The organism is Janthinobacterium longum (genome assembly GCF_051380735.1).
Classification (GTDB): domain Bacteria; phylum Pseudomonadota; class Gammaproteobacteria; order Burkholderiales; family Burkholderiaceae_D; genus Janthinobacterium.
In genome coordinates, this window is the sequence record NZ_JBNYXQ010000009.1 from 117,019 (window position 1) to 141,565 (window position 24,547).

General features: G+C 61.4%; 19 protein-coding genes. 7 read left to right on the top strand and 12 right to left on the bottom strand.

What is annotated here, in order from left to right; all coding sequences use genetic code 11:
• The first annotated feature begins 88 nt into the window (after positions 1–88).
• Positions 89–880 (top strand): hypothetical protein, encoded by a 792-nt coding sequence (locus ACQ4WM_RS20330; RefSeq protein ID WP_436548466.1) that lies wholly within the window; start codon positions 89–91, stop codon positions 878–880.
• 3 nt (positions 881–883) lie between these two features.
• Here ACQ4WM_RS20330 and ACQ4WM_RS20335 read toward each other — a convergent pair whose 3' ends face one another.
• The 3 genes from ACQ4WM_RS20335 to ACQ4WM_RS20345 all read right to left on the bottom strand — a co-directional run bounded on the left by ACQ4WM_RS20335 (position 884) and on the right by ACQ4WM_RS20345 (position 3,468).
• Positions 884–1,423 carry an LURP-one-related family protein gene (locus ACQ4WM_RS20335; RefSeq protein ID WP_436548467.1) on the bottom strand — a complete coding sequence of 180 codons (540 nt, stop codon included), beginning with the start codon at positions 1,421–1,423 and terminating at the stop codon, positions 884–886.
• A 123-nt stretch (positions 1,424–1,546) separates the two neighbouring features.
• Entirely contained in the window at positions 1,547–3,061 is a 1,515-nt protein-coding gene (mqo, locus tag ACQ4WM_RS20340) for a malate dehydrogenase (quinone) (protein WP_436548468.1), read from the bottom strand.
• On the bottom strand, positions 3,058–3,468 hold the full coding sequence (locus tag ACQ4WM_RS20345; RefSeq protein ID WP_436548469.1) for a cupin domain-containing protein: 411 nt from the start codon (positions 3,466–3,468) through the stop codon (positions 3,058–3,060). The genes mqo and ACQ4WM_RS20345 overlap by 4 nt, the downstream gene beginning before the upstream one ends.
• 180 nt (positions 3,469–3,648) lie before the next feature.
• Here ACQ4WM_RS20345 and ACQ4WM_RS20350 point away from each other — a divergent pair, with 180 nt between their 5' ends.
• Genes ACQ4WM_RS20350 through ACQ4WM_RS20360 form a run of 3 tightly spaced genes read left to right on the top strand, consistent with a single transcriptional unit; the run spans position 3,649 to position 7,071 of the window.
• Positions 3,649–4,542, top strand: a complete 894-nt coding sequence (locus ACQ4WM_RS20350) for a glyoxalase (protein WP_436548470.1) — start codon at positions 3,649–3,651, stop codon at positions 4,540–4,542.
• The gene (locus ACQ4WM_RS20355; RefSeq protein WP_436548471.1) at positions 4,478–5,932 is read left to right on the top strand and encodes an alginate export family protein; all 1,455 of its coding nucleotides are present in this window, start codon (positions 4,478–4,480) and stop codon (positions 5,930–5,932) included. The genes ACQ4WM_RS20350 and ACQ4WM_RS20355 overlap by 65 nt, the downstream gene beginning before the upstream one ends.
• Positions 5,933–5,970: 38 nt before the next feature.
• Positions 5,971–7,071, top strand: coding sequence for a hypothetical protein (locus ACQ4WM_RS20360; protein ID WP_436548472.1), 1,101 nt, complete (start codon positions 5,971–5,973; stop codon positions 7,069–7,071).
• Positions 7,072–7,133: 62 nt separating this feature from the next.
• On the opposite strand, the gene ACQ4WM_RS20365 is transcribed toward ACQ4WM_RS20360, so the two are convergent.
• The 3 genes from ACQ4WM_RS20365 to ACQ4WM_RS20375 all read right to left on the bottom strand — a co-directional run bounded on the left by ACQ4WM_RS20365 (position 7,134) and on the right by ACQ4WM_RS20375 (position 12,719).
• A complete protein-coding gene (locus tag ACQ4WM_RS20365) occupies positions 7,134–10,715 on the bottom strand; it encodes a M1 family aminopeptidase (RefSeq protein WP_436548473.1) in 3,582 nt (1,193 codons plus the stop codon).
• A gap of 10 nt (positions 10,716–10,725) precedes the next feature.
• Positions 10,726–11,625, bottom strand: a complete 900-nt coding sequence (locus ACQ4WM_RS20370; RefSeq protein WP_436548474.1) for an ABC transporter ATP-binding protein — start codon at positions 11,623–11,625, stop codon at positions 10,726–10,728.
• Positions 11,626–11,870: 245 nt separating this feature from the next.
• The gene (locus ACQ4WM_RS20375; protein ID WP_436548475.1) at positions 11,871–12,719 is read right to left on the bottom strand and encodes a porin family protein; all 849 of its coding nucleotides are present in this window, start codon (positions 12,717–12,719) and stop codon (positions 11,871–11,873) included.
• Between the two features lie 149 nt (positions 12,720–12,868).
• Here ACQ4WM_RS20375 and ACQ4WM_RS20380 point away from each other — a divergent pair, with 149 nt between their 5' ends.
• A complete protein-coding gene (locus tag ACQ4WM_RS20380; protein ID WP_436548476.1) occupies positions 12,869–13,615 on the top strand; it encodes a metallophosphoesterase family protein in 747 nt (248 codons plus the stop codon).
• Here the strand turns inward: ACQ4WM_RS20380 and ACQ4WM_RS20385 are convergent.
• From ACQ4WM_RS20385 to ACQ4WM_RS20405, 5 genes are all read right to left on the bottom strand, one after another.
• Positions 13,608–14,954, bottom strand: coding sequence for a sigma-54-dependent transcriptional regulator (locus ACQ4WM_RS20385; RefSeq protein WP_436548477.1), 1,347 nt, complete (start codon positions 14,952–14,954; stop codon positions 13,608–13,610). The two genes, ACQ4WM_RS20380 and ACQ4WM_RS20385, sit on opposite strands and share 8 nt — an antisense overlap.
• Positions 14,947–16,854: a sensor histidine kinase gene (locus tag ACQ4WM_RS20390; RefSeq protein WP_436548478.1), complete on the bottom strand. Its 1,908-nt coding sequence runs from the start codon at positions 16,852–16,854 to the stop codon at positions 14,947–14,949. The genes ACQ4WM_RS20385 and ACQ4WM_RS20390 overlap by 8 nt, the downstream gene beginning before the upstream one ends.
• 107 nt (positions 16,855–16,961) lie before the next feature.
• The gene (locus tag ACQ4WM_RS20395; RefSeq protein ID WP_436548479.1) at positions 16,962–17,951 is read right to left on the bottom strand and encodes a porin; all 990 of its coding nucleotides are present in this window, start codon (positions 17,949–17,951) and stop codon (positions 16,962–16,964) included.
• 103 nt (positions 17,952–18,054) lie between these two features.
• Positions 18,055–19,368 (bottom strand): dicarboxylate/amino acid:cation symporter, encoded by a 1,314-nt coding sequence (locus ACQ4WM_RS20400; RefSeq protein WP_436548480.1) that lies wholly within the window; start codon positions 19,366–19,368, stop codon positions 18,055–18,057.
• A gap of 373 nt (positions 19,369–19,741) precedes the next feature.
• Positions 19,742–22,075, bottom strand: a complete 2,334-nt coding sequence (locus tag ACQ4WM_RS20405; RefSeq protein WP_436548481.1) for a catecholate siderophore receptor Fiu — start codon at positions 22,073–22,075, stop codon at positions 19,742–19,744.
• Between the two features lie 279 nt (positions 22,076–22,354).
• On the opposite strand from ACQ4WM_RS20405, the gene nudC reads away from it, so the two are divergent.
• Both nudC and folE read left to right on the top strand, forming a co-directional pair.
• Positions 22,355–23,191, top strand: coding sequence for an NAD(+) diphosphatase (nudC, locus tag ACQ4WM_RS20410; protein WP_436548482.1), 837 nt, complete (start codon positions 22,355–22,357; stop codon positions 23,189–23,191).
• A 74-nt stretch (positions 23,192–23,265) separates the two neighbouring features.
• The gene (folE, locus tag ACQ4WM_RS20415) at positions 23,266–23,832 is read left to right on the top strand and encodes a GTP cyclohydrolase I FolE (protein ID WP_436548483.1); all 567 of its coding nucleotides are present in this window, start codon (positions 23,266–23,268) and stop codon (positions 23,830–23,832) included.
• A 137-nt stretch (positions 23,833–23,969) separates the two neighbouring features.
• Here the strand turns inward: folE and ACQ4WM_RS20420 are convergent, their stop codons facing one another.
• A complete protein-coding gene (locus ACQ4WM_RS20420; RefSeq protein ID WP_436548484.1) occupies positions 23,970–24,335 on the bottom strand; it encodes a hypothetical protein in 366 nt (121 codons plus the stop codon).
• Positions 24,336–24,547: the final 212 nt, after the last annotated feature.

Sequence of the window (24,547 nt, forward strand, 5' to 3'; positions counted from 1 at the left end):
AGATGGGTGGTTCTGTGGTGTTGTATATTGGACGCACCGTCTTGTCGCACGATCAAGTCACCTGTTAACCTTACCTAAGGAACCCCGCATGGCACATCCCTCATTCGGCATTATTTCCCAGCTTCTGGAAGCCGATCCTGGCGCCCTCACCTCGGCGCTGCCCCGCTTCCGTGAGGAAGTCTGGTCCATGCCGGTATGGGTGCGGGGCGAGCAGGTGGAGGTGGCGAATAATCAGACGGCCACCACGCTGCAGCTGTCCGCCCGCGAAGGTGACGAGCTGCCGCTGCTGCCGGCCTACCTCAACGAAGCCGAGGCTGCTGCCGATCTGGCTAGCGGCAGCTATGTCTGCGTGCCGTTCCGCTTCCTGCTCCTGTTTGCCGAGTCGACCCGGCTGGACGTCGCTCTGATGGACGGTGAGGAGTTGCTGGCCATTTCGCATGACGGCCTGATGGCGCTGCGCGACAGCGCAGTGCTCGGTAACGAGGGCGTGCCGGTGACGGCGGAGGAAGTGGGGCAGATGGCGCAGGCCGTCGAGCGCTTTGCAGCGCAGGCGCGCACGTACTGCGCCAGCCATGCCGACATCGCCAGCCTGCATCTGTCGCTGGTCAGCATGACCGGCCTCAAGCCCATGCTGATGGGCTGGCTCAGTGGCGGCAGGGACGAGCATGCGCTGGCCCTGGAACTGCTGAGCCGCCAGTTCCTGCAGCCCAGCTGGCGTTGCCGCGTGTTTGACGCCCTGCCCAGCGAGGGGCGGCTGGGCCAGGCACTGACGGCGCTGCCGGCCGTCTATGAGCGCCAGGCCAGCCAGGGCTGGTTTGGAAAAATGAAGCAGAAATTCAGCGCACCGGCGGTGCAGATTATCCAGCTGGACGTTTCTTAAGCGCTATTGCAAATGTGGCGGAGTTGGCTCCGCCGCCGCCATTTTGTTGTCCTCGCGCTTTTGCGCCAGCAGGTTGGTCATCAAGATCGCCGTCAGCAGTTCCGCCTGCGGCGTTGTGTCGAGCAAGTCGATGCTGTGCCGCGTGCGCAAGGTCAGTACCTTGGCTTGCGCCCTGGCGATCGCCTGGCCATGCCGGGCCAGTTCGAAATCCATGTCCAGCAGGCTGCCGCGCAGCACGGCGCCGTCGAAGCGGCCGCCGACCACCGTGATCTGGCGGCGCCAGCTCCACAGCTTGTCGCGCAGGATAAAGTCGCCGTCGCGGGTGTGCACGTTCCAGATCGGCGCAAACGACCATAGCTTGCGCGTCACGGTAGCGACCTCTTGGCCGTCCTGCGTGATGCTCCAGGGCTTGCTCAGCCAGCCCCAGCGGGCGCGGCTTTCGTACAGGACATTGCCTGCGTCGTCGGTGATCTCGATCTTGCCCAGCAAGGACATCAGCTTGCGGGCGATATGCAGCGTCTTGGTTGCGGTGGAAGCGGTCATGGCGTGCCTCGGTAGCTGGAATAGTGCCGATTCTACAAGGCTTCAGCCATAGCCGGAGTCCTTCACGCCGGCTATGGCGCCGCCGCCACGGTGCTGTCATTCATCGAGGATGTTCTCCTGTCATCAGATGTTGTCGATCTGCAGCAGCACGGCCGTTTCGGCGCGGCTGCGGCGGCAGGCTTCGGCATCCTGCTTCAGGTCGATGCCATGGGTCGGCAGCATGCAGTTCAGGCGTGCCAGCCAGCCTGGCTCCTGCAGGCGCTGGGCGAAGCAGCGCTGCAGCACTTGCAGCGCAATATAGGCGGCTGTCGACGCACCCGGCGAGGCGCCCAGCAGGGCGACGATAGAATGGTCGGCGGCCGCCACCAGCTCGGTGCCGAACTGCAGTTGTCCTTCTTCGTGCTTGAACCAGCCGGCGCTTTCATGCGGCGCGATGGTTTGCACGCGCTGTCCGGCGACGGCTTTTGTCCAGTCCTGCCGCAGCGCCAGCGGGAAGAACTCCTTCAGCGCCGCAAACTGGTGCTCGGCGCTTTGCATCACCTGGCCGATCAGGTATTCGGTCAGCGCCAGGTTGTCGCGCGCCACGTCGAACAACGGAATGACGTTGTCATGCGTGAGCGAAGTGAACAAGTCGGCCGGCGAGCCATGTTTCAGGAATTTGGTGGAAAAGCCCGCATACGGGCCGAACAGCAGCGACTGCTTGCCGTCGATGATGCGGGTGTCCAGGTGTGGCACCGACATCGGCGGCGAACCGCTGGCGGCCTTGCCGTACACCTTGGCGTGATGGCGCTCGCTGACGGCGTCGACGTCGCAGCGCAGCCAGATGCCGCTGACGGGAAAGCCGCCATAGCCCTTCGCTTCCGGGATGCCCGACTGTTGCAGCAGCGGCAGGGCGCCGCCGCCGGCGCCGATAAACACAAACTTCGCCGACACGCTCTGCTGCTCGCCATTGCGGGTGTCCTCGACCATCACCCGCCAGCCCTTGTCCTGCCGTGCCAGCCCCGTCACCTTGCTGTTGTAACGCACGGCAAAACCGGGCTGCCTGGCCAGGTGATCCACCAGCAGATGGGTGAGGGCGCCGTAATCGATATCGGTGCCGGTCACCATGCGGGTGGCGGCGACCGGCTGGTCTTCGTCGCGCCCTTCCATGATCAAGGGCGCCCATTGCGCGATGATGGTGCGATCCTCGGAATATTGCATGCCGTGGTAGCAATGGTGCGCCGACATGGCCTGGTAGCGTGCGCGCAAGAAGGCGACATTGGCTTCGCCCCACACAAAGCTCATGTGCGGGCACGGATGGATAAAGGCGCGCGGATCGGGGATCGCGCCCTGTTGCACCAGATAGGCCCAGAACTGGCGCGAGATGTCGAATTCGGTATTGACCTCCAGCGCCTTGCTGATGTCGATGCTGCCGTCAGCGCGCTGCGGCGTGTAGTTCATTTCGCAGTTGGCGGCGTGGCCGGTGCCGGCGTTGTTCCAGCCGCCGGAACTTTCCAGCGCGCAGTCGTCCAGGGTTTCGAACATGACGATGGATAATGCCGGATCGAGTTCCTTGAGCATGACGCCGAGTGTGGCGCTCATGATGCCGCCGCCGATCAGGACGATGTCTTGCGAGGCGTTCGCAGTGGTGGAATTCAAGCTGGCTCTCCTTTGATGAACAGGGTGAGGGCGTGCTCGCCGACGATGACATAGGCGCGTCGCCAGGGCGCGTCGCCGATCAGCCGCCAGCTGTGGCCGCTGCCGGTGGTGTCTTCGGCCAGCAGCATGTCTCCGGGGTGGATGATGAACGTGGCGCCGCTGGCGCAGCGAAATTCCAGGGTGCCGCTCAAGGTCAGAACGAACTGGCGCGCCGGTGCGTTGTGCGGAGCAAAAGCGCCGCCGGCGGCGGTCTCGCGCCAGGAGATGCTGGCCGCGTGCATGACTTCGCTGAAAACATCGCCACGCCCACCATGTTGATCATGCTCGCCAGCGTGCATGGCAATGCTGCCTTCCTCGAACACGGAGTTGCCGTCCGCGCCGGTCCATATACGTACACATCGGATCATTGTCGTTTCTCCTGGCCTGACAGATCAGCCCACTGTAGCGGTTACACCGGCGCTTCGACCCTGCCATTGGGCCAGGGTGGCGATGTACCTGACCCAATGGCAGGTCAAGCGCGTGCCGGTTTTCCGTACAGTGTGGTGATGCGGTCAATCAGGCCGCCATCCACTTTCCAGGAGTCTTCCATGGCACTTCCTTCCTTGCTGAACCGCCTTGCCGCTGGAGCGCTGGTCGCCGCGCTGTCCCTGCCGCTGGCCGCTTTCGCTGCGCCCGACGTGTCCGTCGCACCCCAGTACGACACCACGCACGTGTATGTACAGAATGCCGATATCGATGCGTTCGTGAACAGCTTTGTCGGCACCTTTGGCGGCAAGGCCTCGCCGCGTGCAGTATTTACCGTCACGCCCACGCCCAGCAAGACCGCTTCCCAGTACGTCCAGACCCCGGTCGGCATGCTGTCGGTGTTCGCCTTCCAGACGCCGATTCCGTACGGCTTCGGCCTTGAACGCAATGGCTATCTGGTGACCGATATAGCCAAGGCAACCGATGCTGCCGTGGAGGCAGGCGCCGATGTTACCGTGGCGCCGTTCGACGATCCGATCGGCAAGGATGTGCTGATCCAGTGGGCCGGCGGCATCAACATGCAGCTGTACTGGCATACCAAAGCGCCGTCGTATGCACCGCTGCATTCGGTGCCGGACAACCGTGTGTATATTTCGCCGGTCTCGGCCGACAAGTTCCTGGCCCAGTTCAGGCAGTTTGCGCATGCGAAAGTCGTCGCTGACGAGAAGGTCGATGGTGGCGAAATCGGCCGCAGCGGCGACGCCATTCGCCGCGTGCAGCTGACCTCGGGCTTTGGCAAGATGACGGTGTTTGTCAGCGACGGCAAGCTGCCGTTCCCGTATGGCCGTGAAAACACCGGCTACCAGGTCGACGACATGGCGGCCACCCTCAGCCGGGCGTCCGCCAATGGCGTGACGGTGCTGGTACCGCCGCTGAAAACCAGCAAGGGCAATGCCAGCGCCATGCTGCAGTTCCCGGGCGGCTACATCAGCGAGATCCACGATGCCGTGCACTAAACCCGTGGTGCAGCTGTGCGGCGCCGCGCTGGCGCTGCTCGCTGGCAGCGTTGCCAGCGCCCAGGAAGCGGCCTGCGAGGTGCAGCGCCCGGTGATCAATTTCAATCGCTGGAGCGAAAACTGGAGTGCGCTGGCCGCCCCCTGCCTGCCGCGCCAGCCGCTCGATGGCCTGAAATATCTGCCGTTCGGCGATGGTGGCTCCTACCTGTCGCTGGGCGCCGGCCTGCGCGAGCGCTATGAGCATATCGCCACGCCGCTGTTTGGCGCCGGCAGTGCGCGCCCGGACGGTTACGTGATCGAGCGCGCCAATGTGCATGCCGACCTGCGCCTGGGCCAGTACGTGCAGCTGTTCGGCCAGCTGGTCGATGCACGTGCATTCCAGAAGCACACGCTGGCGCCGCCGGACCAGGACAAACTCGACGTCGAGCAGCTGTTTGCCACCGTGGCCGTACCAACCGACAACGGCGCCGTCAAGCTGCGCGTGGGCCGCCAGGAAATGGCCTTTGACCTGCAGCGCTTTATTGCCGCGCGCGACGGGCCCAATGTGCGCCAGTCGTTTGACGGCGTGTGGGCCGACTGGGAGCATGGCCCATGGCGTTTGATCGGCTACGCCACGCAGCCGGTGCAAAACCGCAGCGTGGATACCTTTGACGATTACTCCAACAGCCACCTGCGCTTAGATGGCCTGCGTGCGGAATACCAGGGCCTGGGGCCGGGCGATATTTCCGGCTACTACTCGCGCTACCGCCGCGACGAGGCGCGTTTTCTCGACGCTGCCGGCAACGAGCGGCGCGACGTGTACGACCTGCGCTACAACGGCAAGCGCGACAGCGTGGACTGGGACATCGAAGGCATGTTGCAGCGCGGCCAGGTGGGCAGCAAGCGGGCACAGGCGTGGGCGCTGGGCTCGATTGCCGGCTACACCTTTGCCAGCACACCCTGGATGCCCCGCGTGGGCCTGCAGTTCGACATGGCTTCGGGCGACAAACATGGCGGCGACGGCAAGCTGGGCACCTTTAACCCGCTGTTTGCCAACGGTTACTATTTTTCGCTGGCCGGCCTGACTGGCTACAGCAACCTGATCCACCTGAAGCCGTCGCTGAACTTCAAGCCGGCCAAGGCCCTCAGCGTCACCACATCGCTGGGCCTGCAATGGCGCCAGACTACCGGCGACGCGGTCTATGTGCAGAATATGTCGGGCGTGCCGCGCACGGCCGGGCAGGGCAGCCGCTGGACCGGCGCCTACGCACAGTTGCGCAGCGACTGGAGCATCAACCCGAACCTGACGGCCTCGCTCGAAGCGGTGCACTTCCAGGCGGGCGACAGCTTGCGCAACGCCGGTGGCGGCAATGCCAACTACCTGGGGATGGAATTGAAATTCGGCTGGTAATGGTAAGCTTTGCTTCTCGATAACGACAGGAGCCAGGCTTGCAATCCGCATCCATCCACCGCCAGATCGCCCTCGTCAGCTATGGCACGCAATTCCTGCGCGACAAGCTGGCGCTGGACGACTGGTACCGCCACGGCATTTTTTTCGGCGCCCGCCTGCAGTTCCGGCACCTTGGCGACCATGTTCTGCTGGCCGATGACTTTACCTGGTGGCTGGGAATATTGAAGCAGTCCGGCGCGGTGCGCCTGTCGCTACACCTGATGGCCGAATTCGGCATCGCCAGGCCGGCCGTTATCGATGACGGCGACTACGCGGTGGTGGTGCATTTTGCAGATCGCCACCAGATCTGGGCTGTCGGCGTGGAGCGCCCCGCCTGGCGCGACCATCCGCTGGTGCCGGACGTGCCGGGCATACCGATCTTTCCCGACGCGACACATTGGGGTGGCGAGATCGACAGCTACTGGTGCGTCGAAGAGCGGCACGGGCGGTTGGACCTGCCAGAGACCAACTGGAAAACACTGGCGAACAGTATTGCCACCGATCTCGAGATCACGATACCGTCCAGCCTGGTGCCGCCCGGGCCGATCTACCTGCCGTCGACGCCGCCCGCACCGTGGGCGAAGTTTGCGCTGTTCCCCAGTGGCAGCGCGACGCTGCTGGCGCACGGCATCCTGGCCTCGCTGTACCGGGAACAGGCCACGTTCGAGAACGATACGCATTGCAAGAACGACAGCAGTGACTACCAGGGCCTCGATGCCGAGAGTGCGGCAAAGGTCAATGACTGGGGGCGGCGCCTCGCCAGTTGGGTGAGCGAATTGGAAATGCGCTGTGCGAACGAGTGCCGCCAGCGGGCGTCAAGCGATGAGGGCATACCGTTGCCGCTGCCGCCGGCTGCCGCAAAGCCTCCTGCGCACAGCAAAACCCTCAATGCCCGGCAGGACGAACAAACTTCGGTGCATGCCGACCCGGCGAGGCCGCAGGGCAAGTGGTTGCGCCGCATTGTTTTCGTGGTGGTGCTGGCGGTGGTGTGCCTGCTGCTGCTGGCCTTTGCCCATATCGTGGCGGCCTGGCCGTGGCTGTCGGTGATGATCGGCTTGCCGTTCGCCGTGTACACCGTGTATGTGAAAGGCGAGCGCTGACAAACACCCTCGGCGACTGAAGGGCCGGGATCAGGCCTGGAAGGTCTGATCCCGGCACGGTGCTAGTTGAAACTGACCTCCTTGCGGTTGTCGCTGGAAACGCGGTCGATCATCTTGTTATACGGATCGACGCCCACCTCGAACGGTTTTTCCTTGACGGTAATGGTCACTACCGGGTCGCGGCCGCTCAGCATGCGCTTGTCGGTGAATAACACTTTCTCGTCTTTTTCCTTGGCGCCAGGCGCGCGCGCAAAGATGGCGATCTCCACCGGCTCGTCATACACGCGAGGGCTTTCCTTGCCCTTGCCGTCGGATTCGAGCTTGGCCAGGTGCAGCTTCATGGTAACGTCCCATTGGCCGTCCGGCCGCTTGACGGCAGTCGCCCCGGTCACGCGGTTGTCGTAGAAGACGATTTTCTCGAACAGGTCGGTGATCAATGCCTGCTTGTCTGCCGGTGCTTCGGCGCGGATATACGCCAGCAGTTCGGCCGTGGTGGTGAACGGCGCCTGCTGGTAGCCCTTGTCCTGCAGGAAGCGTTTCAGCGCGCGGTTGACGGCCGCTTCGCCGATCTCGTCGCGCAAGCGATAGAACACCAGGCTGCCCTTGCGATAGTGGATATATTGCTGGTTTTCCACGCGCGCCAACGGCAATTCTTCGATCAGTTCGCCACCGCGTCCGCTCAGGTAACGGTCCAGTTCATAGCGCAGGAAGCGGCGCAGCTTGTCGCGGCCGTATTCCTTTTCCATTACCATCAGCGCCGAGTATTGCGCCAGGGATTCCATCAGCATCGACGCACCCTGCACATTGGCGCCGATGACCTGGTGGCCCCACCACTGGTGCGCCATTTCATGCGCGGTGACGTAATACACGTAGTCGATATCATCCTTGTCGCGCAGGTCGGCGATAAAGCCGATGCCTTCCGAATACGGGATGGTATTGGCAAACGACTGGGCAAAGCTGGCGTAGCCGGGGAATTCCAGGATGCGCACCTGCTTGTGCTGGTAGGGCGTGAACTCGGTGGTGTAATAGTCGAGCGACTTTTGCACCGAGGTGATCATGCGATCCAGGTTGTAGCCATGCTTTTTATCGGCATAGACTTCGATCGGCACGCCATGCCAGTCGCCTTTTTTCACGTCCCAGCGCGCCGACAGATAGGCAAAAAAGGGCATCATCGGCTGGTCCATCTTGTAATGGAAATAGCGGCGGCCGTCCTTTTCCCAGCTTTTCTGCAAATAGCCGGGCGCCAGTGCGGTCTGGTCGGCGCTGGTCGACACCGTGGTGTCAAAGCTGATCCAGTCCGCTTCGCTGCCAAACACCGTGTTGCCATAGGCCGACTTGTCTTCCAGCTTGGCCATGCGCTGCGGTTCGCCCAGGCCGCGCTTGCGGCGCTCGTTGCGGTCCTTCAGTTCCAGCTCGCTCTGGTAGCCGAAGTGGGGGAAGTAGGCCATATTGTTGAAAAACGTGCCGTTCAGGTTGACCGGGTCCGGTGCGCCGCTATTGGTAAAACCTTCATGCGTGACGGCCACCGTGAAGTCCAGCGGCAATTGCGCGCCGGGTGCTACTGGCGTGGCCAGTTTCAGGATGCTGAAACCGAGGTCCTTGTCGTCAAGCTGCGTGGTGTGCGCGGGCAGGTTCAGCCACTTCGTGTCCAGCTCGGTATCGCGCTGGATGCGCAGGGTGTCGATCGCTTGCGCGGTCTTGTTCTGCAGCACATAGTGGCCCTTGATCAAGACCTTGCGCTGTTCCGGATAGATATCGACATTGGCCTGCACGTCGATGATTTTGAGCTGCGGCAGGTCCTTGTACTGGCGGTACAGTTTTTCGTAACGCGCCTGCTTGTCCATGCCCGCGTCCGCCGTTTCATAGGTGTTGAGCACATTGGTGTTGTAGAAGATCCAGCCACCGGTGCCCAGCCAGCACAGCACCACCACGGCCAGCGCGGCGCCGGTACGGCTTTTCAGGCGCTGGCCGGCCAGGCTGACGCGCGCGCGCCAGCCAGTCGACAGGCCGCGTACCCAGAACGCCTGCGCCAGCAGCACCAGCGCCACGGTAAACAGGCTCCAGTACAGCGCATACCAGCGCCAGCCAGCCAGGAAGTGGCCATAGCCGTTCATGTCGGAATACTTGATGTCGGGCGTGGCGCCGAAGTTGTACAGATTGTGCTCGAAGTGCAGCATCGCCAGCACGGCCTGCGATACCATCAGCAGAATTACCAGCAGGTAGCCGACGAACTTGTTATTCGACAGCACTTGCAGCACGATGGCGCACAAGCCCATCAGCACGAAGAAAAGCGTGCCAAGCAGGGTGCCTTGCAGGTACAGGCCCAGTTCCACCGGCGCGCCGCCCTTGTAGAGCTGGAAGATAATGGCGGTCAGCACGCCGACCAGCATATAGCCCCCCACCACGCCGACCAGGGCCGTGCACTTGGCCAGCAAAGGCGTCCAGTCGGCCACCGGCATGGCGTCGCTGACGTCGGCGATTTTCACTTGCCGTTCCTTGAAGATCAGTTCGCCCGCATAAAAGCTCACGATAATGATCAGCATGAAGCTGAAACTCTGGCTGATCTGCTGCACCATCAGATAGGTCATCGGATAAACGGCGGTACCGAACACTTTGGACTCCATGCTCATGCCGGCGACCAGGTTGATCACGCCGAACAGCAGCATCACCAGGAAGGGCACGCTCCTGAACACGCCGGCCGCGTCAAAGCGCAGGATTTGCCACCACTGGCGCCAGGCCGTGGCCGCCCCAAACGCCGGCGTAATGCGCGGCAGTAGCAAAGGCGCGGCCACCGCAGCGGCTGCTGCCTGCGCCTTGTGCTTGCCGAACAAACGCTTGCCGGTGCCGGTGCGCTGCGGCTTGAACAGCACCACGGTGGCGGCAAACAGCGCGGTGGTAATGCCCAGCCACAGCAAGCGGTTGGCCAGCAGGAAGCCGGAGAACGGCGGCAGGATGCTGTTCGCTTCCGACGAGGTGAAATAGCGCGTCATGCGGCCAAAGGCCGTCACGCCGAACGGGTCGAGCAGCACCGCCACCCACTCGTTGTTGATATCGCGCGTAAACACGCTGGCGATGGTGCGCAGCACGAAAAACGCCAGCACGCCCACATACACCAGCAGCATCGAGCGGGTGGTGGCAGCCAGCAGCATCAGCAGTGCGCCGACGAACAGCAGGTTGGGTATCACCAGCACGGCGAAGGTCCAGCCATAGGTATGCAGTGAAAATGGCCCCACGCGCTGCGGGTCGACCCATGGCATCAGCGGGCCGATCATGGTGCCGAGCGCAATGCAGACAAAGATCACCAGGCAGGCCACGAAACCGGCGGCAAAGCGGCCGAACAGATAGTCCCATTTGCGCATCGGCGTGGCAAACAGCATGTCGGCCATGCCCACTTCGCTGTCGCGCAATACGGCGCCGGCGATAAAGACGGTGATCAAAAACATCGACAGCAGGGTAAACATGCCCAGCAATTGGGCCACCACGGTGGGCGCATTGCGGTTCACGTTGCCGATCGCGCCACCCATCTGTACCGAGTCGCTGGTGGTCACGCCAAAGGCCATCAGGGCCAGGATGGCGGCAAATACCCACAGCAACGGCTGCCTGAGCTGGTAGCCGAGGTCAAACTTGAAAAATTCCTTCCACATGGTGCGCTCCTTATGCCGCTGCGCCGGAAGGGCGGGCGCTGGCGGCGGCATGGCGCACATGCAGGAAGTACACGTCTTCCAGGTCCGGTGCGATCTGCACGAAGCCGGCATCGGGCTGGCTGTCGGCAAACACATTGATCTGCGGGCGGCCACCGACCAGCCGCGTCGACAGCACGTTCAGGCTCTGTTGGTACTGCGCCAGCTCCTCGGTGGACACGGTGCGGCGCCACACTTTGTTATTGAGCGTATCGATGGCTGCCTGCGGCTCGCCCTGCACCAGCACCTGGCCCTTGACGATCATCGCCATGCGCGGGCACAGGTCGGTTACGTCGGCCACGATATGGGTCGACAAAATCACTACCACCTGCTCGCCGATTTTCGCCAGCAGGTTCAGGAAACGGTTGCGTTCGTCCGGGTCCAGGCCGGCAGTCGGTTCGTCGACAATCACCAGGCGTGGCGCACCGAGCAGGGCCTGGGCAATGCCGAAGCGCTGGCGCATGCCGCCCGAATAGGTACCCAGCTTGCGCTTCCTTGCTTCCCACAGATTGGTCTGCTGCAGCAGCGCTTCGACCGCTTCCTTGCGCGGGCCTTTTTGCGTCAGGCCCTTGAGCACCGCAAAGTGATTAAGCAGGGTTTCCGCGCTGACCTTCGGATACACGCCAAAGTCCTGCGGCAGGTAGCCTAGCTGGCGGCGCAGGCCTTCCTTGTCTTTCAGCACATCGACGCCGTTGAAGCTGATGCTGCCGCTGTCGGGGTCTTGCAAGGTTGCAATGGTGCGCATCAAGGACGACTTGCCGGCGCCATTCGGACCCAGCAGGCCAAACATGCCGTTCGGAATATCCAGGCTGACATCGTGGATGGCCCGGACGCCATTGGAATAGGTTTTGTTCAGTTGTTTGATCGATAGCATTACGGCACTCTCCTGGGCTTGACGGTAAAAGTGCCGGCCGATTCGTGTCGGCCGGTCTGTCGGGTCTTCCGCGATAGCGGATGTTACTTAAAGACAATACTGTATCGTCAATTAGAAAGTAAATAATATTTTTGCGACCACCGGCGAAAAGGCAGGACTGAAATGCGTCAGGGCGGGGATGAAAGACGACTGGACAAAAAAATCCCCGCTCGCGGCGGGGATGCTGGACATCGATGAAGCAATGATCAGAAGCGCATCTTGACGTAGGCCGATGGGCCGGCCAGGCGGATATTGAGGTCGGCGTTGCGCGTGCTGTCACGGCGCAGGGCGATTTTCGACATGCCGTAGTCGGCCACGAAACCGACATTTTTGAACGGGAACCATTCCACGCCCACATTGCCGCCGTAGATATGGCCATTGATGGTGCCGCCATTTTTCTTGATGCCCGACGCTTCCACGTACATGCGCACATTGGGCGTAAAAGCGTGGCGCCATGCCAATTCGACCAGCGGCGCAAACGCGTGTTCGCTGACGGAGTCGCGTGCAGTCGCGTTCACGCCATTGACCAGGGCGGTGGCCGAACCTTCCAGCTTGGCGCTGTAGTAGGCCGCGCCCAGGCCGATGCCGAAGGTGTCCTGGTTCTCGCCTAGCCACCATTTGTAGGCCAGCTTGGCCAGGTCCAGCTGCAGGTCGGCGTCGGCGCTGGCCGTGCCGGTCACTGTCTGGCCATTGATGACGGTCGCGCCGCTCAGGGTTGGCGTGTAGTTCTTGTCATAGCGGTAGTAATCAAAATTGAGGCCATGGTGGTCGCCGATCAGCAGGTCGGCCTTGATGCGTGGAATCGTCGTGTGTTTCGGGTTGGAATCCGGTGCATCAATGCGGCCGAACTGCGTGTCGGCGCCGATATCGATGCGCGGATCGGCATAAAATGCACCCAGAGAGATGCTGGCGCGGTCCAGCGCCACGGATGGCTCGGCGTGTGCGCTGGTACCGGCGGCGGCCGCGCCCACGATACCCAGCAACATGGCACTGCGCACGGCAAGATGGCGCAGGCGTGGTGGCGACAGGCGGGTCGATGTGGACGAGGCAAACATGAAAATCTCCTATGATGATGGGAAGGGCGCCGCAGCAGGGGGCGACACTGAAAGATCGGCATCATAGCAATCGCAAAGCTGAGCTCGTGTAGCCGCACGGCGCAACTGCAGGTCAGAATTGTCCTACTACTATCGACAGGAAAAACCGTATGAAAATTGCCGCCATTTCCGATATCCACGGCAACCTGGCCGCGCTTGACGCCGTGCTGGCCGATATCGCCCGCCACGGCGTCGATGTCACCGTCAATCTGGGCGATATCGTCTCGGGCCACCTGCAGCCGCGCGACACGGCAGCACGCCTGATGGCGCTGGACTTGCCGACCATCCGGGGCAACCATGAGCGCCAGTTGCTCGGTGACCCGCAGCGCATGGGCGTGTCCGATGCGTATGCGCGTGCACAGTTGCTGCCGGAACAGCTGGCGTGGATAACCGCGCTGCCGGCGAACTTGCGCTTGCGCCACGACGTACTGCTGGTGCATGGCACGCCGGCCAGCGACCTGGTGTATTTTCTCGACACCGTCACGCCGCAGGGCAGCCGCGCCGCCACGCTGGAAGAAGTGGTGCAGCGCGCCGGCGCTGCCGAAGCAGCCCTGATATTGTGCGGCCACACGCATATGCCGCGCTCAATCACGCTGCCCGACGGGCGGCTGATCGTCAATCCCGGCAGCGTGGGGCTGCAGGCCTATGACGACGATCACCTGTACCCGCATGTGATGGAAAACGGCACGCCGCATGCGCGCTACGCCATCGTCGAAGACGATGCGCAAGGCGTCTGGCATGTGCAGTTTCATCAGGTGGAGTATGACTGGGAAACGCAAGCGCGGCTGGCGCTGGCCCACGGCCGGCCGGACTGGGTCGTGCCCTTGCGCAGCGGCCGCGTGGGCGTGGCTATCTGAACTCTTCGGCCACCAGATTATATTTCTGCATCTTGTGATACAGGGTCTGTTTCGGCAGCCCCAATACGGTGCTCGCTTCGCTGACGTTGCCCGCATAGGTGCGCAGTTCCTGCTCGATCAGCGCACGTTCGAAGGCGTTGACCTGTTCGGCCAGCGACAGCGCCGCAGCCTGCGCACCGGTCGCCAGCAAATTCGAGGCGCCACCGGCGATGCCCAGCACGAAGCGGTCGGCGATATTGCGCAGCTCGCGCACATTGCCGGGCCAGCCATGCGCCATCAGGTTGCGCATCTGCGCGCTCGATACCATCGGCGCGGCGCGGTTGTAGCGTGCCGCTGCGGCCAGCACGAAATGCTCGAACAGCATCGGAATATCTTCGCGCCGCTCGCGCAGTGGCGGCAGGTGCAGCACGATCAGGTTCAGCCGGTAATACAGGTCGCTGCGAAACTTCTGCTGGCGTGACAGGTCCTCCAGGTCCAGCTTGGCGGCGGCCACCACGCGTACGTCGACCGGCGTGGGAATGTTCGAGCCCAGCCGCTCGATATAGCGCTCCTGCAGTACGCGCAGCAGTTTGACCTGCAGCGACAGCGGCAGGCTTTCGATTTCATCGAGAAAAAACGTGCCATGGTCGGCATGTTCGATCTTGCCCACCTGGCGCTTGGCCGCGCCCGTAAACGAACCCGTTTCATGGCCGAAGACTTCGCTTTCAAAAATGCTTTCGGGTATCGCGCCGCAGTTGACGGCAACGAAGTTGTGCTTGCGCCGGTGGCTGAAATCATGCAGGCAGCGCGCCACCATTTCCTTGCCGGTACCGGTGTCGCCATAGATCAGCACGTCCGCCGGTTCGTTAGCAACGTCAAGGATCAGGCGTCGAATATCGCGCATCGCCTGCGAATTGCCCAGCAAACGCGACTCGATGCCGCCGCCGTCTTCGAGCTGGCGCCGCAGGCTGTGCACTTCCAGCATCAGTCTGCGCGTTTCCAGCGCGCGCAGGATCACGTCGACCAGTTGCTCGGACGAATACGGTTTTTCGATAAAGTCATAGGCGCCCGTGCGCATCGCATGCACGGCCATGGTGATGTCGCCGTGGCCGGTGACCAGGATCACCGGCAGGTTGGCGTCGAGCTGCTTGATCGCCTGTAATAAATCCAGGCCGCTCATGCCGGGCAGGCGCACGTCGCTGACGACAATGCCGGGAAAATCAGGCGCCAGCAGCTTGTATGCCTGCTCGGCAGAGTCAAACGCCAGCACGTCCAGCCCGGCCAGCTGCAGCGCCTGCTCGCTGCCTTCGCGCACGGTCGGATCATCTTCGACCAGCAACACCTTCAAACCCTCAAACATGCTTTTCCTCCTGCGTTGCCATCTGTAATTCGATGGTGAATATGGCGCCGCCGCCAGGGGCGTTGTCGGCCCGCAGCACGCCGCCGAACTGGCGCGTGATCTGCTCGGAAATGGCCAGCCCCAATCCCAGGCCCAGGCCCTGCGGCTTGGTGGTAAAAAACGGCTCGAACAGGTGTTCGTACACCTCCGTCGACAGCCCCGGCCCGGTGTCGGCCACATGGATCAGCACCAGCGGCGCCTTGCATTCGACCGTCACGCGCAGGCTGCGCACCTCGCTGCCGTTCATGGCGTCGAGCGCGTTCGCATACAGGTTCACCAGCACCTGCTCCAGCCGGTTGCTTTCGCACACGGCAAAAATATCATCGGGCGGCAACTGCAAGGTAAAGCGCACGTTTTCCACCTGCAGGCGGCGCTCGACCAGGAACAGTGCATTGCTGATCGCGGTCGGTATCGATACCGAGGTCAGGCTGGTGGTCGACTTGCGCGCAAACACTTTCAGTTGCCCCGTGATGGTGCCCATGCGTGCGGCGATCTGCGATATTTTAGCCAGGTTGCGGCGCGCATCGTCAAGCCGGCCGCGCTCCAGCAGGATCACGGCGTTGTCGGACATGGTGCGCAGCGCCGTCAGTGGCTGGTTCAGTTCGTGCGTGATGCTGGCCGACATCTGCCCCAGTACGGCCATCTTGCCAGCCTGGAACAACTCGTTTTGCGTGATGTGCAGCTTTTGTTCGGCCTTGCTGCGCACCTCGATTTCCTGGCTCAGGCTTTGCGTCATGGCGTTCAGTTCCGAGGTGCGTTCCTCGACCATGGTTTCCAGGTTGTCATAGGCATGCTGCAAGTCTTCGCGAGCGCGCAGTTTTTGCGCCACCGCCGCGCGCCGCTGGCGCACATAAAAGAACAGCAGCACGAAAAAGCCCAGCAGCACGCCCGAAAACGCGGCCGCCGAGCGGGCGCTGGCCTTCGCCTGCGCCAGGTCCGACAGGTAAATGAAGGTCCAGCCGTTAGGCGACTTCAGCTTCATCTGCGTCATCACGCTGGACGTAATCTTTTGCGGCGCATCGGCCCGCTCCTGCTCGCGCACGCTGATCACGCGCGCGCCATTGCCCAGTTGCCGGTCCGACACAAACGGTATGGTTTCCAGCTGCTTCGAATAGTACTGGCGCGTGCGGTTGATTTCTTCCACCACCGCCGGCGACAACGGCGCCAGCGTCTTGTATTTCCACTGTGCCACGGAACTCAGGAAGATCACGCCATGCTCGTCGGCCAGCATCACCTTGTCGGCGCCTTGCACCCAGCGTTTTTCCAGGTTTTCCAGGTTCAGCTTGACGGTGGCCAGGCCCAGCATGCGGCCATTTTGATAGATGCCATGGGCGAAGAAATAACCGGGTTCCAGGCGCGTCGTGCCGACCCCGTAAAAGCGGCCCGGTGTGCCGCGCAGCGCATCCTGGGCATACGGGCGAAAGGCAATATTGTCGCCGATAAAACTGTCGGGTCGCTGCCAGTTGCTGGCCGCGCGCGTGTTGCCGTCGAGGTTGCTGATAAAAATGGTCGACGACTTTGCCTGGGCATTCATCTGCTCCAGGTAGTTGTTGACGGTATCGACCAGCACCGGGTCTTCCGGGTGCTGCAGCAGGCGGATCACGTCACGGTTCAGTTCCAGTGTCTTGGGCAGGAAATCGTATTTTTCCAGCGCATTTTCCAGGCTGCTGACATACACCTCCAGGCGCTGCGCACCGCTGGCCTGCAGCTTGCCGATGGCAATGCGCTCGGTCCAGAAATACACCAGCCACACAATCGCCAGGCAGGCGGCCAGTACCACGCCCCAGGCCATGGCCCTGCGGGCCGGATGTTGCGCCAGGTTTTGGTGCCAGGAAAGAGGGGAGGTGCTGCTGTTGGTCATGGTCGGTATCGGGCTGCAATAAGCCACAGTATCGCATCAAGGGACGCGCATAAATGAAAAAAGCCGCCGGAGTGATCTCCGGCGGCCCTGGCAGTAGCTAGACGTGCTTAGAAAGTATGGCGCATGCCCAGGTTGAAGCCGGAATTGCCGGTGCCGTTGTCGGTGGCGTTGCCGACCACGAACGTGGCGCCGTTCTTGTTGCTGATATGGCCGTAACCGGTGTACAGGTCGCTGCGCTTGGACAGGGCGTAGAAAGCGCCGATGGCCCACTGCTGGGCGTCACGGTTCAGGTTGCTCTTGTCGTTGTGACGGATGTACGAGGCAACCACTTTGGTCGCGCCGAGCGGCACGGTCACGCCCAGCAGCACGTCGTTGCTCTTGCTGTTGTCGAGGGCGCGGTTGTCTGCGTAGCCGAGGTGGCCTTGCGCCACGCCGAAGTCATAGCGCATGGCCAGCAGGCTGTTGCGCGTATCTGCCGTGGCCAGCGCGTTTTCCTTGCGGTGGTGCGTCAGGGTCAGGTTCAGCGGACCGTCGATGTAGTGCACGGCGCCGCCCAGGCTGCGGTTTTTCTGGTTGTCGTCGGCAACTTCGCCGAAACCGTAAGCCAGTTCGGCCGACAGCTTGTTCCAGGTCGGGGTGGCGTACTGCGCCATGTTGTCGACGCGGTAATTGGTCGCCATCACGTTCGACGCCGTGCCTGCCAGGCCGATCACGAACGGATCGGCCACGTCGCGCAGGGCCAGGTAGTACGGCGAGTACTGGCGGCCCAGGGTGACGGTGCCGGCGTTGCCGGTCAGGCCCACATACGCCTGGCGACCGAACAGCAGGCCGCCCTGGCCGGAAGTGCCCGTATCGATATTGAAACCGCTTTCCAGCACGAAGACTGCAGCCAAGCCGCCACCCAGGTCTTCCTTGCCCTTGAAGCCGATGCGCGAGCCGGAAGCAACACCGGAAGCGACGCGGGTCAGGCGGTCGCCGGCAGCGTCCTTGTCGACGACCAGGCCGGCATCGGCCACGCCGTACATGGTGACGCTCGATTGCGCCAGGGCGGTGCAGGAAGCACCGAGAGCCAATAAGGTAAACAGGACTTTTTTCATGAAAATCTCTCTATTAGGGGGTTAACTACTGATCGCACTGCCCGACTGCTTGTTACTCAACATTGAGGTTAAATAAATGGCCCGCTTGTGACGGGCCATCGTTTTAAGCTTTGTTAGCGTGGTCTGCTTCGCCCCAATGGCTTTCGGTATTCATATTGGCGGCATTGGCTGCCGCCGCTTCTTCTTCGGTGGCCAGGCCGCCTTCCCACTTGGCGACAACCGCCGTGGCGACGGCATTGCCGACCGCATTGGTGGCCGAACGGCCCATGTCGAGGAACTGGTCCACGCCCATGAGCAACAGCAGGCCGGCTTCCGGAATATTAAATTGGTTCAGGGTGGCGGCGATCACCACCAGCGAGGCGCGCGGTACGCCGGCGATGCCTTTCGAGGTCAGCATCAGCAGCAGCAGCATGGTGATCTGGGTACCGATCGACAGGTCGATGCCATAGGCCTGGGCAATAAACAGCACCGCAAAAGTGCAGTACATCATCGAGCCATCCAGGTTGAACGAATAGCCCAAAGGCATCACGAAGCTGGAGATCTTGCGGTCCACGCCGAACTGGTCAAGCGCCGTCAGCAGTTTTGGATACGCTGCTTCCGAGCTGGCGGTCGAGAAGGCCAGCAGGAACGGTTCGCGGATCAGGCTGACCAGCTTGAAGATGCGCGGGCCGATCACCACGAAACCGGCAGCGATCAGCAGTGCCCACAAGCACATCAGGCCGACATAGAAGCCGCCCATGAATTTGGCGAACGTGACCAGCACGCCCAGGCCGTGGGTGGTGACCACCGAAGCCATGGCGGCGAACACGGCCAGCGGAGCCAGGGTCATGATGGTGCCGGTAATGCGCAGCATGACTTGCGCCAGTTGGTCGATCACATTGGTGAGCGCTTTGCCCGATTCGCCCAGGCCAGCCAGTGCGCCGCCGAAGAAGATCGAGAACACCAGTACTTGCAGGATTTCATTGTTTGCCATCGCCTCGATCGGCGACTTCGGCACCAGGTGCGTGAAGAAGTCTTTCATGGTGAACGCGGCGGTCTTCAGGTTGGTCGACGCGTGCACGTCCGGCAGCGGCAAGCCCAGGTTGGTGCCGAGCTGCATGATATTGGACAGCACCATGCCCAGCGCCAGCGACACCAGCGAAGCGACCAGGAACCAGCACATGGCTTTCAGGCCGATGCGGCCCGCTGTCTTGCCGTCACCCATGTGGGCGATACCGACCGTCAGCGTGGAGAACACCAGCAGCGCAATGATCATCTTGATCAGGCGCAGGAAAATATCGGTGACGATGGAAATATTGCTGGCAATCTTGGCGCTGACGTCCGTATCAGGATAAGCGGTGTGACAGGCGTAGCCGACCAGAATGCCCAAAATCATGGCAATCAGGATGTATAGGGTTAATGGCCGTTTCTTTTTCATTGTGACTCCTCCAGTAAATCGCCGCTGTGAGCGGATTATAAATAGCGAGCAACTTAAGCTTGGAAGGAATACTGCCGAAAAAACAAGCTCTTGCATGCCAGCGTTTATTTGCTGCAAGGTCACTACCTAGCAAAGGATATGCCTGAAAACGACTTTTGGTACAAAACTTATTAAGTTATTGATTACAAGGTGACTTTTGTTGTCAGGAAGCCGCACGACAGGCTGCGTTGCGCGAAATATTGGACGCCGGGCGGCCTGCGCGTATGAGTTTTCATACGCCCTGCCATGGCAGAGTGCATGCACAGGACGTAAAAAAGCCCCGCGCTGGGGCGGGGCTTTCAGGAGAGCCGTATGCTGCCGGCTCAAGCTGTCATCAGAACTTGATGTTGGCACTCAGGCTGAACGAACGTGGCTGGCCCGGCGTGTAGCGGAAGCCGCTCTTGTTGATCGCCGCAACGTAGGTCTTGTCGGCCAGGTTGTAGGCGTTCAGCTGCAGGTCCAGGTTCTTGTTGACCGGATAGGTCGCCATCGCGTCGAAGACCCAGTAGGAATCGACACGGGCCGGGGTGCCGACGGCGCCATCGGTGCCGCGCAGCATTTCACCGACATAACGCGCGCCGCCGCCGATTTTCAGGCCGAACGGCAGGGTGTACGAGGTCCAGCTGGTGAACGCCTGTTTCGGCGTGTAGCTGAGGTTATTGACGCCACTGGCGGTCACCACACGGCCCGATTTGACGCTGGTATTCATGCGGGTGTAGCCAACGCTGACCAGCCAGTTGTGCATGACTTCGCCAACCAGGCCCACTTCCGCGCCTTGCACGCGCTTTTCACCGGTCTGGTAGTAAATGGTCGGGATCACAGGGTCCTGTTCCACTTCATTGGTGACCGTGGTCTGGTACAGGGCAGCCGAGAGCGATAGTTTCTGTTTCAGGAAGTCCCACTTGGTGCCGATTTCCTTGGTGGTGGTTTCCTGCGGATCATACTTCGGATTCTGTGCGCTGTTGGCGCCTGTGCTCAAGGCGAAGTTGACGCCTGGCGGCGCTTTCGAGGTGGCCCACAGGGCATAGACGCTGCTGTCCGGTGTCGGTTTGTACATGGCAGAGATCTTGCCGTTGACATAGGTGTCGCTGAGAGTCAGGTGGGTCGGAATCGGTGTACCCACTGGCAAGACCTGCACCTGGCCGCTGGCAACCGCCGTTTGCAGGGTGGTCGCATCATAAGTGGTATTGAAATGGTCGAAACGCACGCCACCGTTGAACAGCCATTGCTCGCCGAACTTGATGGTGTCGAACACATACGCGCTTTGCGTATTGACTTCGCCTTGCGTGTAAGCGCCGCTGCGCACCGGGTTGTAGCCGGTGACCGGGTCGCGCGGATTCGGGTTGTACAGATTTGCCGCTGCCAGGGTGCCCAGGCTGGAGCCCACATAGCTGTAGTTGGTCTGTTTTTCGCTGGTAAATTCAGCGCCGGCCACCAGCGAGTGCTTCAGGGCCGCCGTAGCGAACTGCGCGCTGAGCACGGTCTGGTTGGTCAGGATGGTGTTTTCCTGGTCTTTCACCGTACGCAGCGAGCGCGCCATCGTCCAGGTCGCCGGATTGGCCGGCACCGGCGTTTGCAAATTGGCGGTGTTGCCCATGAAGGCCGTCAGCAGATAATCCTGGTCAGTCTTGCCGTAGCGCGTGGTGTTTTGCAGTTGCACTGTCGGCGAAAAATCGTGGTCGATGCGCAAAGTGCCCATATCGGCCTTGACCTTGTTGTAGTCCGAGGTGGAGCCGTAGAAATTCTTGGGATCGACCTTGGCCGCCGTATTCAGGAAGGTGCGGATGGTCTTGTTGGTTGCCGTGATGGTATCAGGGGTAGTGTAGCCAGGCAGGCCGATGGTCGGCACGCCGCCATCAGGGACGTTGTCCTGATCCACGTGCAAGTAGCTGGCCGTCACGCGGGTCGGTTTGCCCAGACCGAAGGTGACGGTGGGTGCGATGGCCCAGCGCTTGTCGGTGACTTCATCGCGCGCTGGATTGCCGCTGTCCTGCGTCATCATGTTCAGGCGGAAAGCCGTGCCGCTGTCGGCATCGATCACGCGGTTCCAGTCGGCGGTGGCGCGCTTTTGTTTGCCGCTGCCGGCCGTCAGTATCGAATTGAAGGCGTTTTCCAGGCTGGCGGTCTTGCTGACCAGATTGATCGAGCCAGTTGGCGAACCACGGCCGCCATCGGTGCCGGCCGGGCCTTTGAGCACGTCGATCTGTTCGATATTGAACACGTCGCGCGAGATCGAGCCGACATCGCGCACGCCGTCGACATAGATGCTGCCGGACGAATCGAAACCGCGCATATAGACTGCGTCGCCGGTATTCGTATTGCCGTTTTCGCCGAGGAAAAAGGTACCCACGCCTGGCGTATTACGCAGGGCGTCCGTCAGCGTCAGGGCGCCTTGCTGTTCGATCAGTTCTTTTTTGATCACGACGATGGTTTGCGGCGTGTTGACCAGTGCTTCCGTATATTTCGGCGACGAGGCCTTGTCGGCCTTGAAATCATTTTCCTTGGTGCCAACGACGGTCACTTCGTTCAACATCTGTTGCGATGCCTGCGCGCTCTGGCCGGCAGGATCTGCGGCCTGTGCTGCGACGGGCAGCAGCATCATGGCCAGGGCGGCGCCGACATGCTGGTTAAAGCGGGATTGGACGTGTTTGCGGCTCTTGATTGCCATCTTGCTCTTTCGTTGTGGTCAGGGTAGAGGCGTGCGTCTTGTTGCAAACGCATGCACTGGTTCGTAACAATGGGTGCGATTGTAATAATTGCTCACTATTCTGTAAATGAGAATCGTTATCAGTCTCGTTTGCGTCGCGTTAACGCAACGCTTTTGGCGTGCTTTATGTAAAAGCGCTTTCATTTTTTTCTCGGTGCTTGCAAAGCCGCTCTCCGTGGTGCTAGCGCACGAGAACTTGTGCAGGGGTATGATGAGCAACCTCTTTGATACCGGTGCAGCATGCTTGAAACTCCCCTTGCCTTTGTTCCCCTGATCGACGTTCCTGTGCCGACGCCGTCGGCGGCGGACACGCTGACGTTTATCTATCACCGTGGGCGTCTGCTGCTCCGCACGCCCGACCTGGCCTTGCCTTCGTTTGATCAGGTCGCCACGCTGGGCGTCGACCTGGCGCGCGCCCAGCCGGTCGGTTTGTGGCAGGGGCGCTATTGCCAGGCGGTCTGGGTCGACGACGAAGCCTTGCCAGACGCCAGCCTGGAATGGCGTGGCCTGCGCAGCCTGTTCAATGTGCTTGACGATGATTTTGTCGGCCTGGCCAGTCGCGCCGTGCAACTGGCCGAATGGGCGCGCACGCACCGCTATTGCGGCGTCTGCGCCACGCCCATGGTGCGCCTGCCGGGCGAGCGCTGCTTCAAATGCATGGGCTGCGGCATGATGGCCTATCCACGCATTTCACCGGCGATGATGGTGCTGATACGCAAGGGTGACCAGGTGCTGCTGGCGATGCACAAGCATTCGCCGTCACAGCGCTACAGCCCGCTGGCCGGCTTCCTGGAAGCGGGTGAGTCGGTGGAAGAAGCCGTGCACCGCGAAGTGATGGAAGAGGTCGGCCTGAGGGTGCACAACCTGAAGTATTTCATGAGCCAGTCGTGGCCGTTTCCCCATTCGCTGATGCTGGCCTTTACGGCTGACTACCTCGACGGCGAGATCCGCCTGGACGACAACGAGATCGCCGAAGCGCGCTGGTTCGGCCCTGGCGACGTGTGGCCGGAAGCAACGTCGAGCGTCTCGATCTCGGCGCTGCTGGTACAGGCGCATCGGCCTTTGCAGCCGGCGTAAAACCGGGCCGGTCGAGGCAGCCATGCGACTTTTCTATATACTGTCGGCAATTGAAAATTTGAGGAAGTATCGGCATGGCACACGAAGAATTTACCGAAGACGACTGGCGCCGCATGATTGCCAGCATAGGCGAGGATCCGCAGCGGCCCGGTTTGCTGGAAACCCCGGCGCGCGTGACGAAGGCGTGGAAACACTGGACCTCGGGCTATGGCCAGGACCCGGTCGAATTGCTGAAAGCGTTTGAAGATGGTGCGGAACAATACAACGAGCTGATCGTCGTGCGCGGCATTCCCGTCTACAGCCATTGCGAACACCACCTGGCGCCATTCTTCGGCAAGGCCACCATCGGCTACGTGCCGAACGGCAAAATCGTCGGCCTGTCGAAACTGACGCGCCTGGTCGATTGCTTCTCGAAACGCCTGCAGGTGCAGGAACGCATGACGATGCAGATCGCCAATGCATTGATGGAAGTGCTGGAACCAAAAGCTGTCGGCGTGGTCGTGCGTTGCCGCCATTTGTGCATGGAAAGCCGCGGCATACGCACGCCCGGCGAAGAGACAATTACTTCGGCCATGCTGGGCGAGTTGCAGCCTAACCTGGCAATGCGCACCGAGTTCCTGGCACTGGCGCGCGAAAGTTGATTTCACAGCAAAAAGCCTTGCGATAAGGCGGGCCGGAGACGCGAGCTTGGCCCGGTTAGCCTGTGCGCGCGACTTGGGCATTAATCCGTTTTGCAGCTGTACTGGCGGCGCGATGCCGCCTTTTTCACGTCTGGTGATTAATAGCGGTATTCGCTGACCAGGTGTTTCGTGAAGTTGTACTTGCTGCCGCCGTCAAGCAAATCGATCAGGCGTTTCGGTGTCGAGGCGGACATGAAGGCGTCAGCGGCGCCGTCGGTGCTGCGGAACTTCATGCCGGGGCTGAGGATCTGGCCGGCGCCGATTTTCAGGTGCTGGAAGCTTTTGGTCTTCTCGTTGTTGAGGATGAAATGCAGTTCCTGCTTGAAGGTCAGGAATGGAATCTTCAGCCACCAGCCTTCGTCCGTGCCATAGTTGGTGACGCTGGCAAAATGCGTGTTCTTGTCCGTCAGGGAAGGTTTGCCCAGGCGGTCGTTGATGCGTTTCATGGCTTCGTTCTTGGTCATGCATTTCTTTCTTTAACATCGTTTCGTCAGCAGCGTTGCAGACGCGCATTCTGCCATAGTTTTCTTTCCCTCCATACTGCCAGCGAGCCTGGTACGCATTAACAACACAGGCATGGAAACATTGCTATAGAGCATTGTAAATGTCAGTAATTCAAGCGTATGCTGAGAACAGCTGCAAGGTGCCGCCCAGCGTTCCGGCGCTGCATGGGCGC

Bases quoted from the DNA above. Each gene is read 5' to 3' on its own strand.
- ACQ4WM_RS20385 (WP_436548477.1), bottom strand. From the start codon at position 14,954: ATGTTTGAGGGTTTGAAGGTGTTGCTGGTCGAAGATGATCCGACCGTG.
- ACQ4WM_RS20395 (WP_436548479.1), bottom strand. From the start codon at position 17,951: ATGAAAAAAGTCCTGTTTACCTTATTGGCTCTCGGTGCTTCCTGCACC.
- ACQ4WM_RS20355 (WP_436548471.1), top strand. From the start codon at position 4,478: ATGCCAGCGCCATGCTGCAGTTCCCGGGCGGCTACATCAGCGAGATCC.
- ACQ4WM_RS20420 (WP_436548484.1), bottom strand. From the start codon at position 24,335: ATGACCAAGAACGAAGCCATGAAACGCATCAACGACCGCCTGGGCAAA.
- ACQ4WM_RS20370 (WP_436548474.1), bottom strand. From the start codon at position 11,625: ATGCTATCGATCAAACAACTGAACAAAACCTATTCCAATGGCGTCCGG.
- ACQ4WM_RS20335 (WP_436548467.1), bottom strand. From the start codon at position 1,423: ATGACCGCTTCCACCGCAACCAAGACGCTGCATATCGCCCGCAAGCTG.
- ACQ4WM_RS20350 (WP_436548470.1), top strand. From the start codon at position 3,649: ATGGCACTTCCTTCCTTGCTGAACCGCCTTGCCGCTGGAGCGCTGGTC.
- ACQ4WM_RS20330 (WP_436548466.1), top strand. From the start codon at position 89: ATGGCACATCCCTCATTCGGCATTATTTCCCAGCTTCTGGAAGCCGAT.
- ACQ4WM_RS20375 (WP_436548475.1), bottom strand. From the start codon at position 12,719: ATGTTTGCCTCGTCCACATCGACCCGCCTGTCGCCACCACGCCTGCGC.
- folE (WP_436548483.1), top strand. From the start codon at position 23,266: ATGGCACACGAAGAATTTACCGAAGACGACTGGCGCCGCATGATTGCC.
- ACQ4WM_RS20365 (WP_436548473.1), bottom strand. From the start codon at position 10,715: ATGTGGAAGGAATTTTTCAAGTTTGACCTCGGCTACCAGCTCAGGCAG.
- ACQ4WM_RS20380 (WP_436548476.1), top strand. From the start codon at position 12,869: ATGAAAATTGCCGCCATTTCCGATATCCACGGCAACCTGGCCGCGCTT.
- ACQ4WM_RS20405 (WP_436548481.1), bottom strand. From the start codon at position 22,075: ATGGCAATCAAGAGCCGCAAACACGTCCAATCCCGCTTTAACCAGCAT.
- nudC (WP_436548482.1), top strand. From the start codon at position 22,355: ATGCTTGAAACTCCCCTTGCCTTTGTTCCCCTGATCGACGTTCCTGTG.
- ACQ4WM_RS20400 (WP_436548480.1), bottom strand. From the start codon at position 19,368: ATGAAAAAGAAACGGCCATTAACCCTATACATCCTGATTGCCATGATT.
- ACQ4WM_RS20345 (WP_436548469.1), bottom strand. From the start codon at position 3,468: ATGATCCGATGTGTACGTATATGGACCGGCGCGGACGGCAACTCCGTG.
- ACQ4WM_RS20390 (WP_436548478.1), bottom strand. From the start codon at position 16,854: ATGACCAACAGCAGCACCTCCCCTCTTTCCTGGCACCAAAACCTGGCG.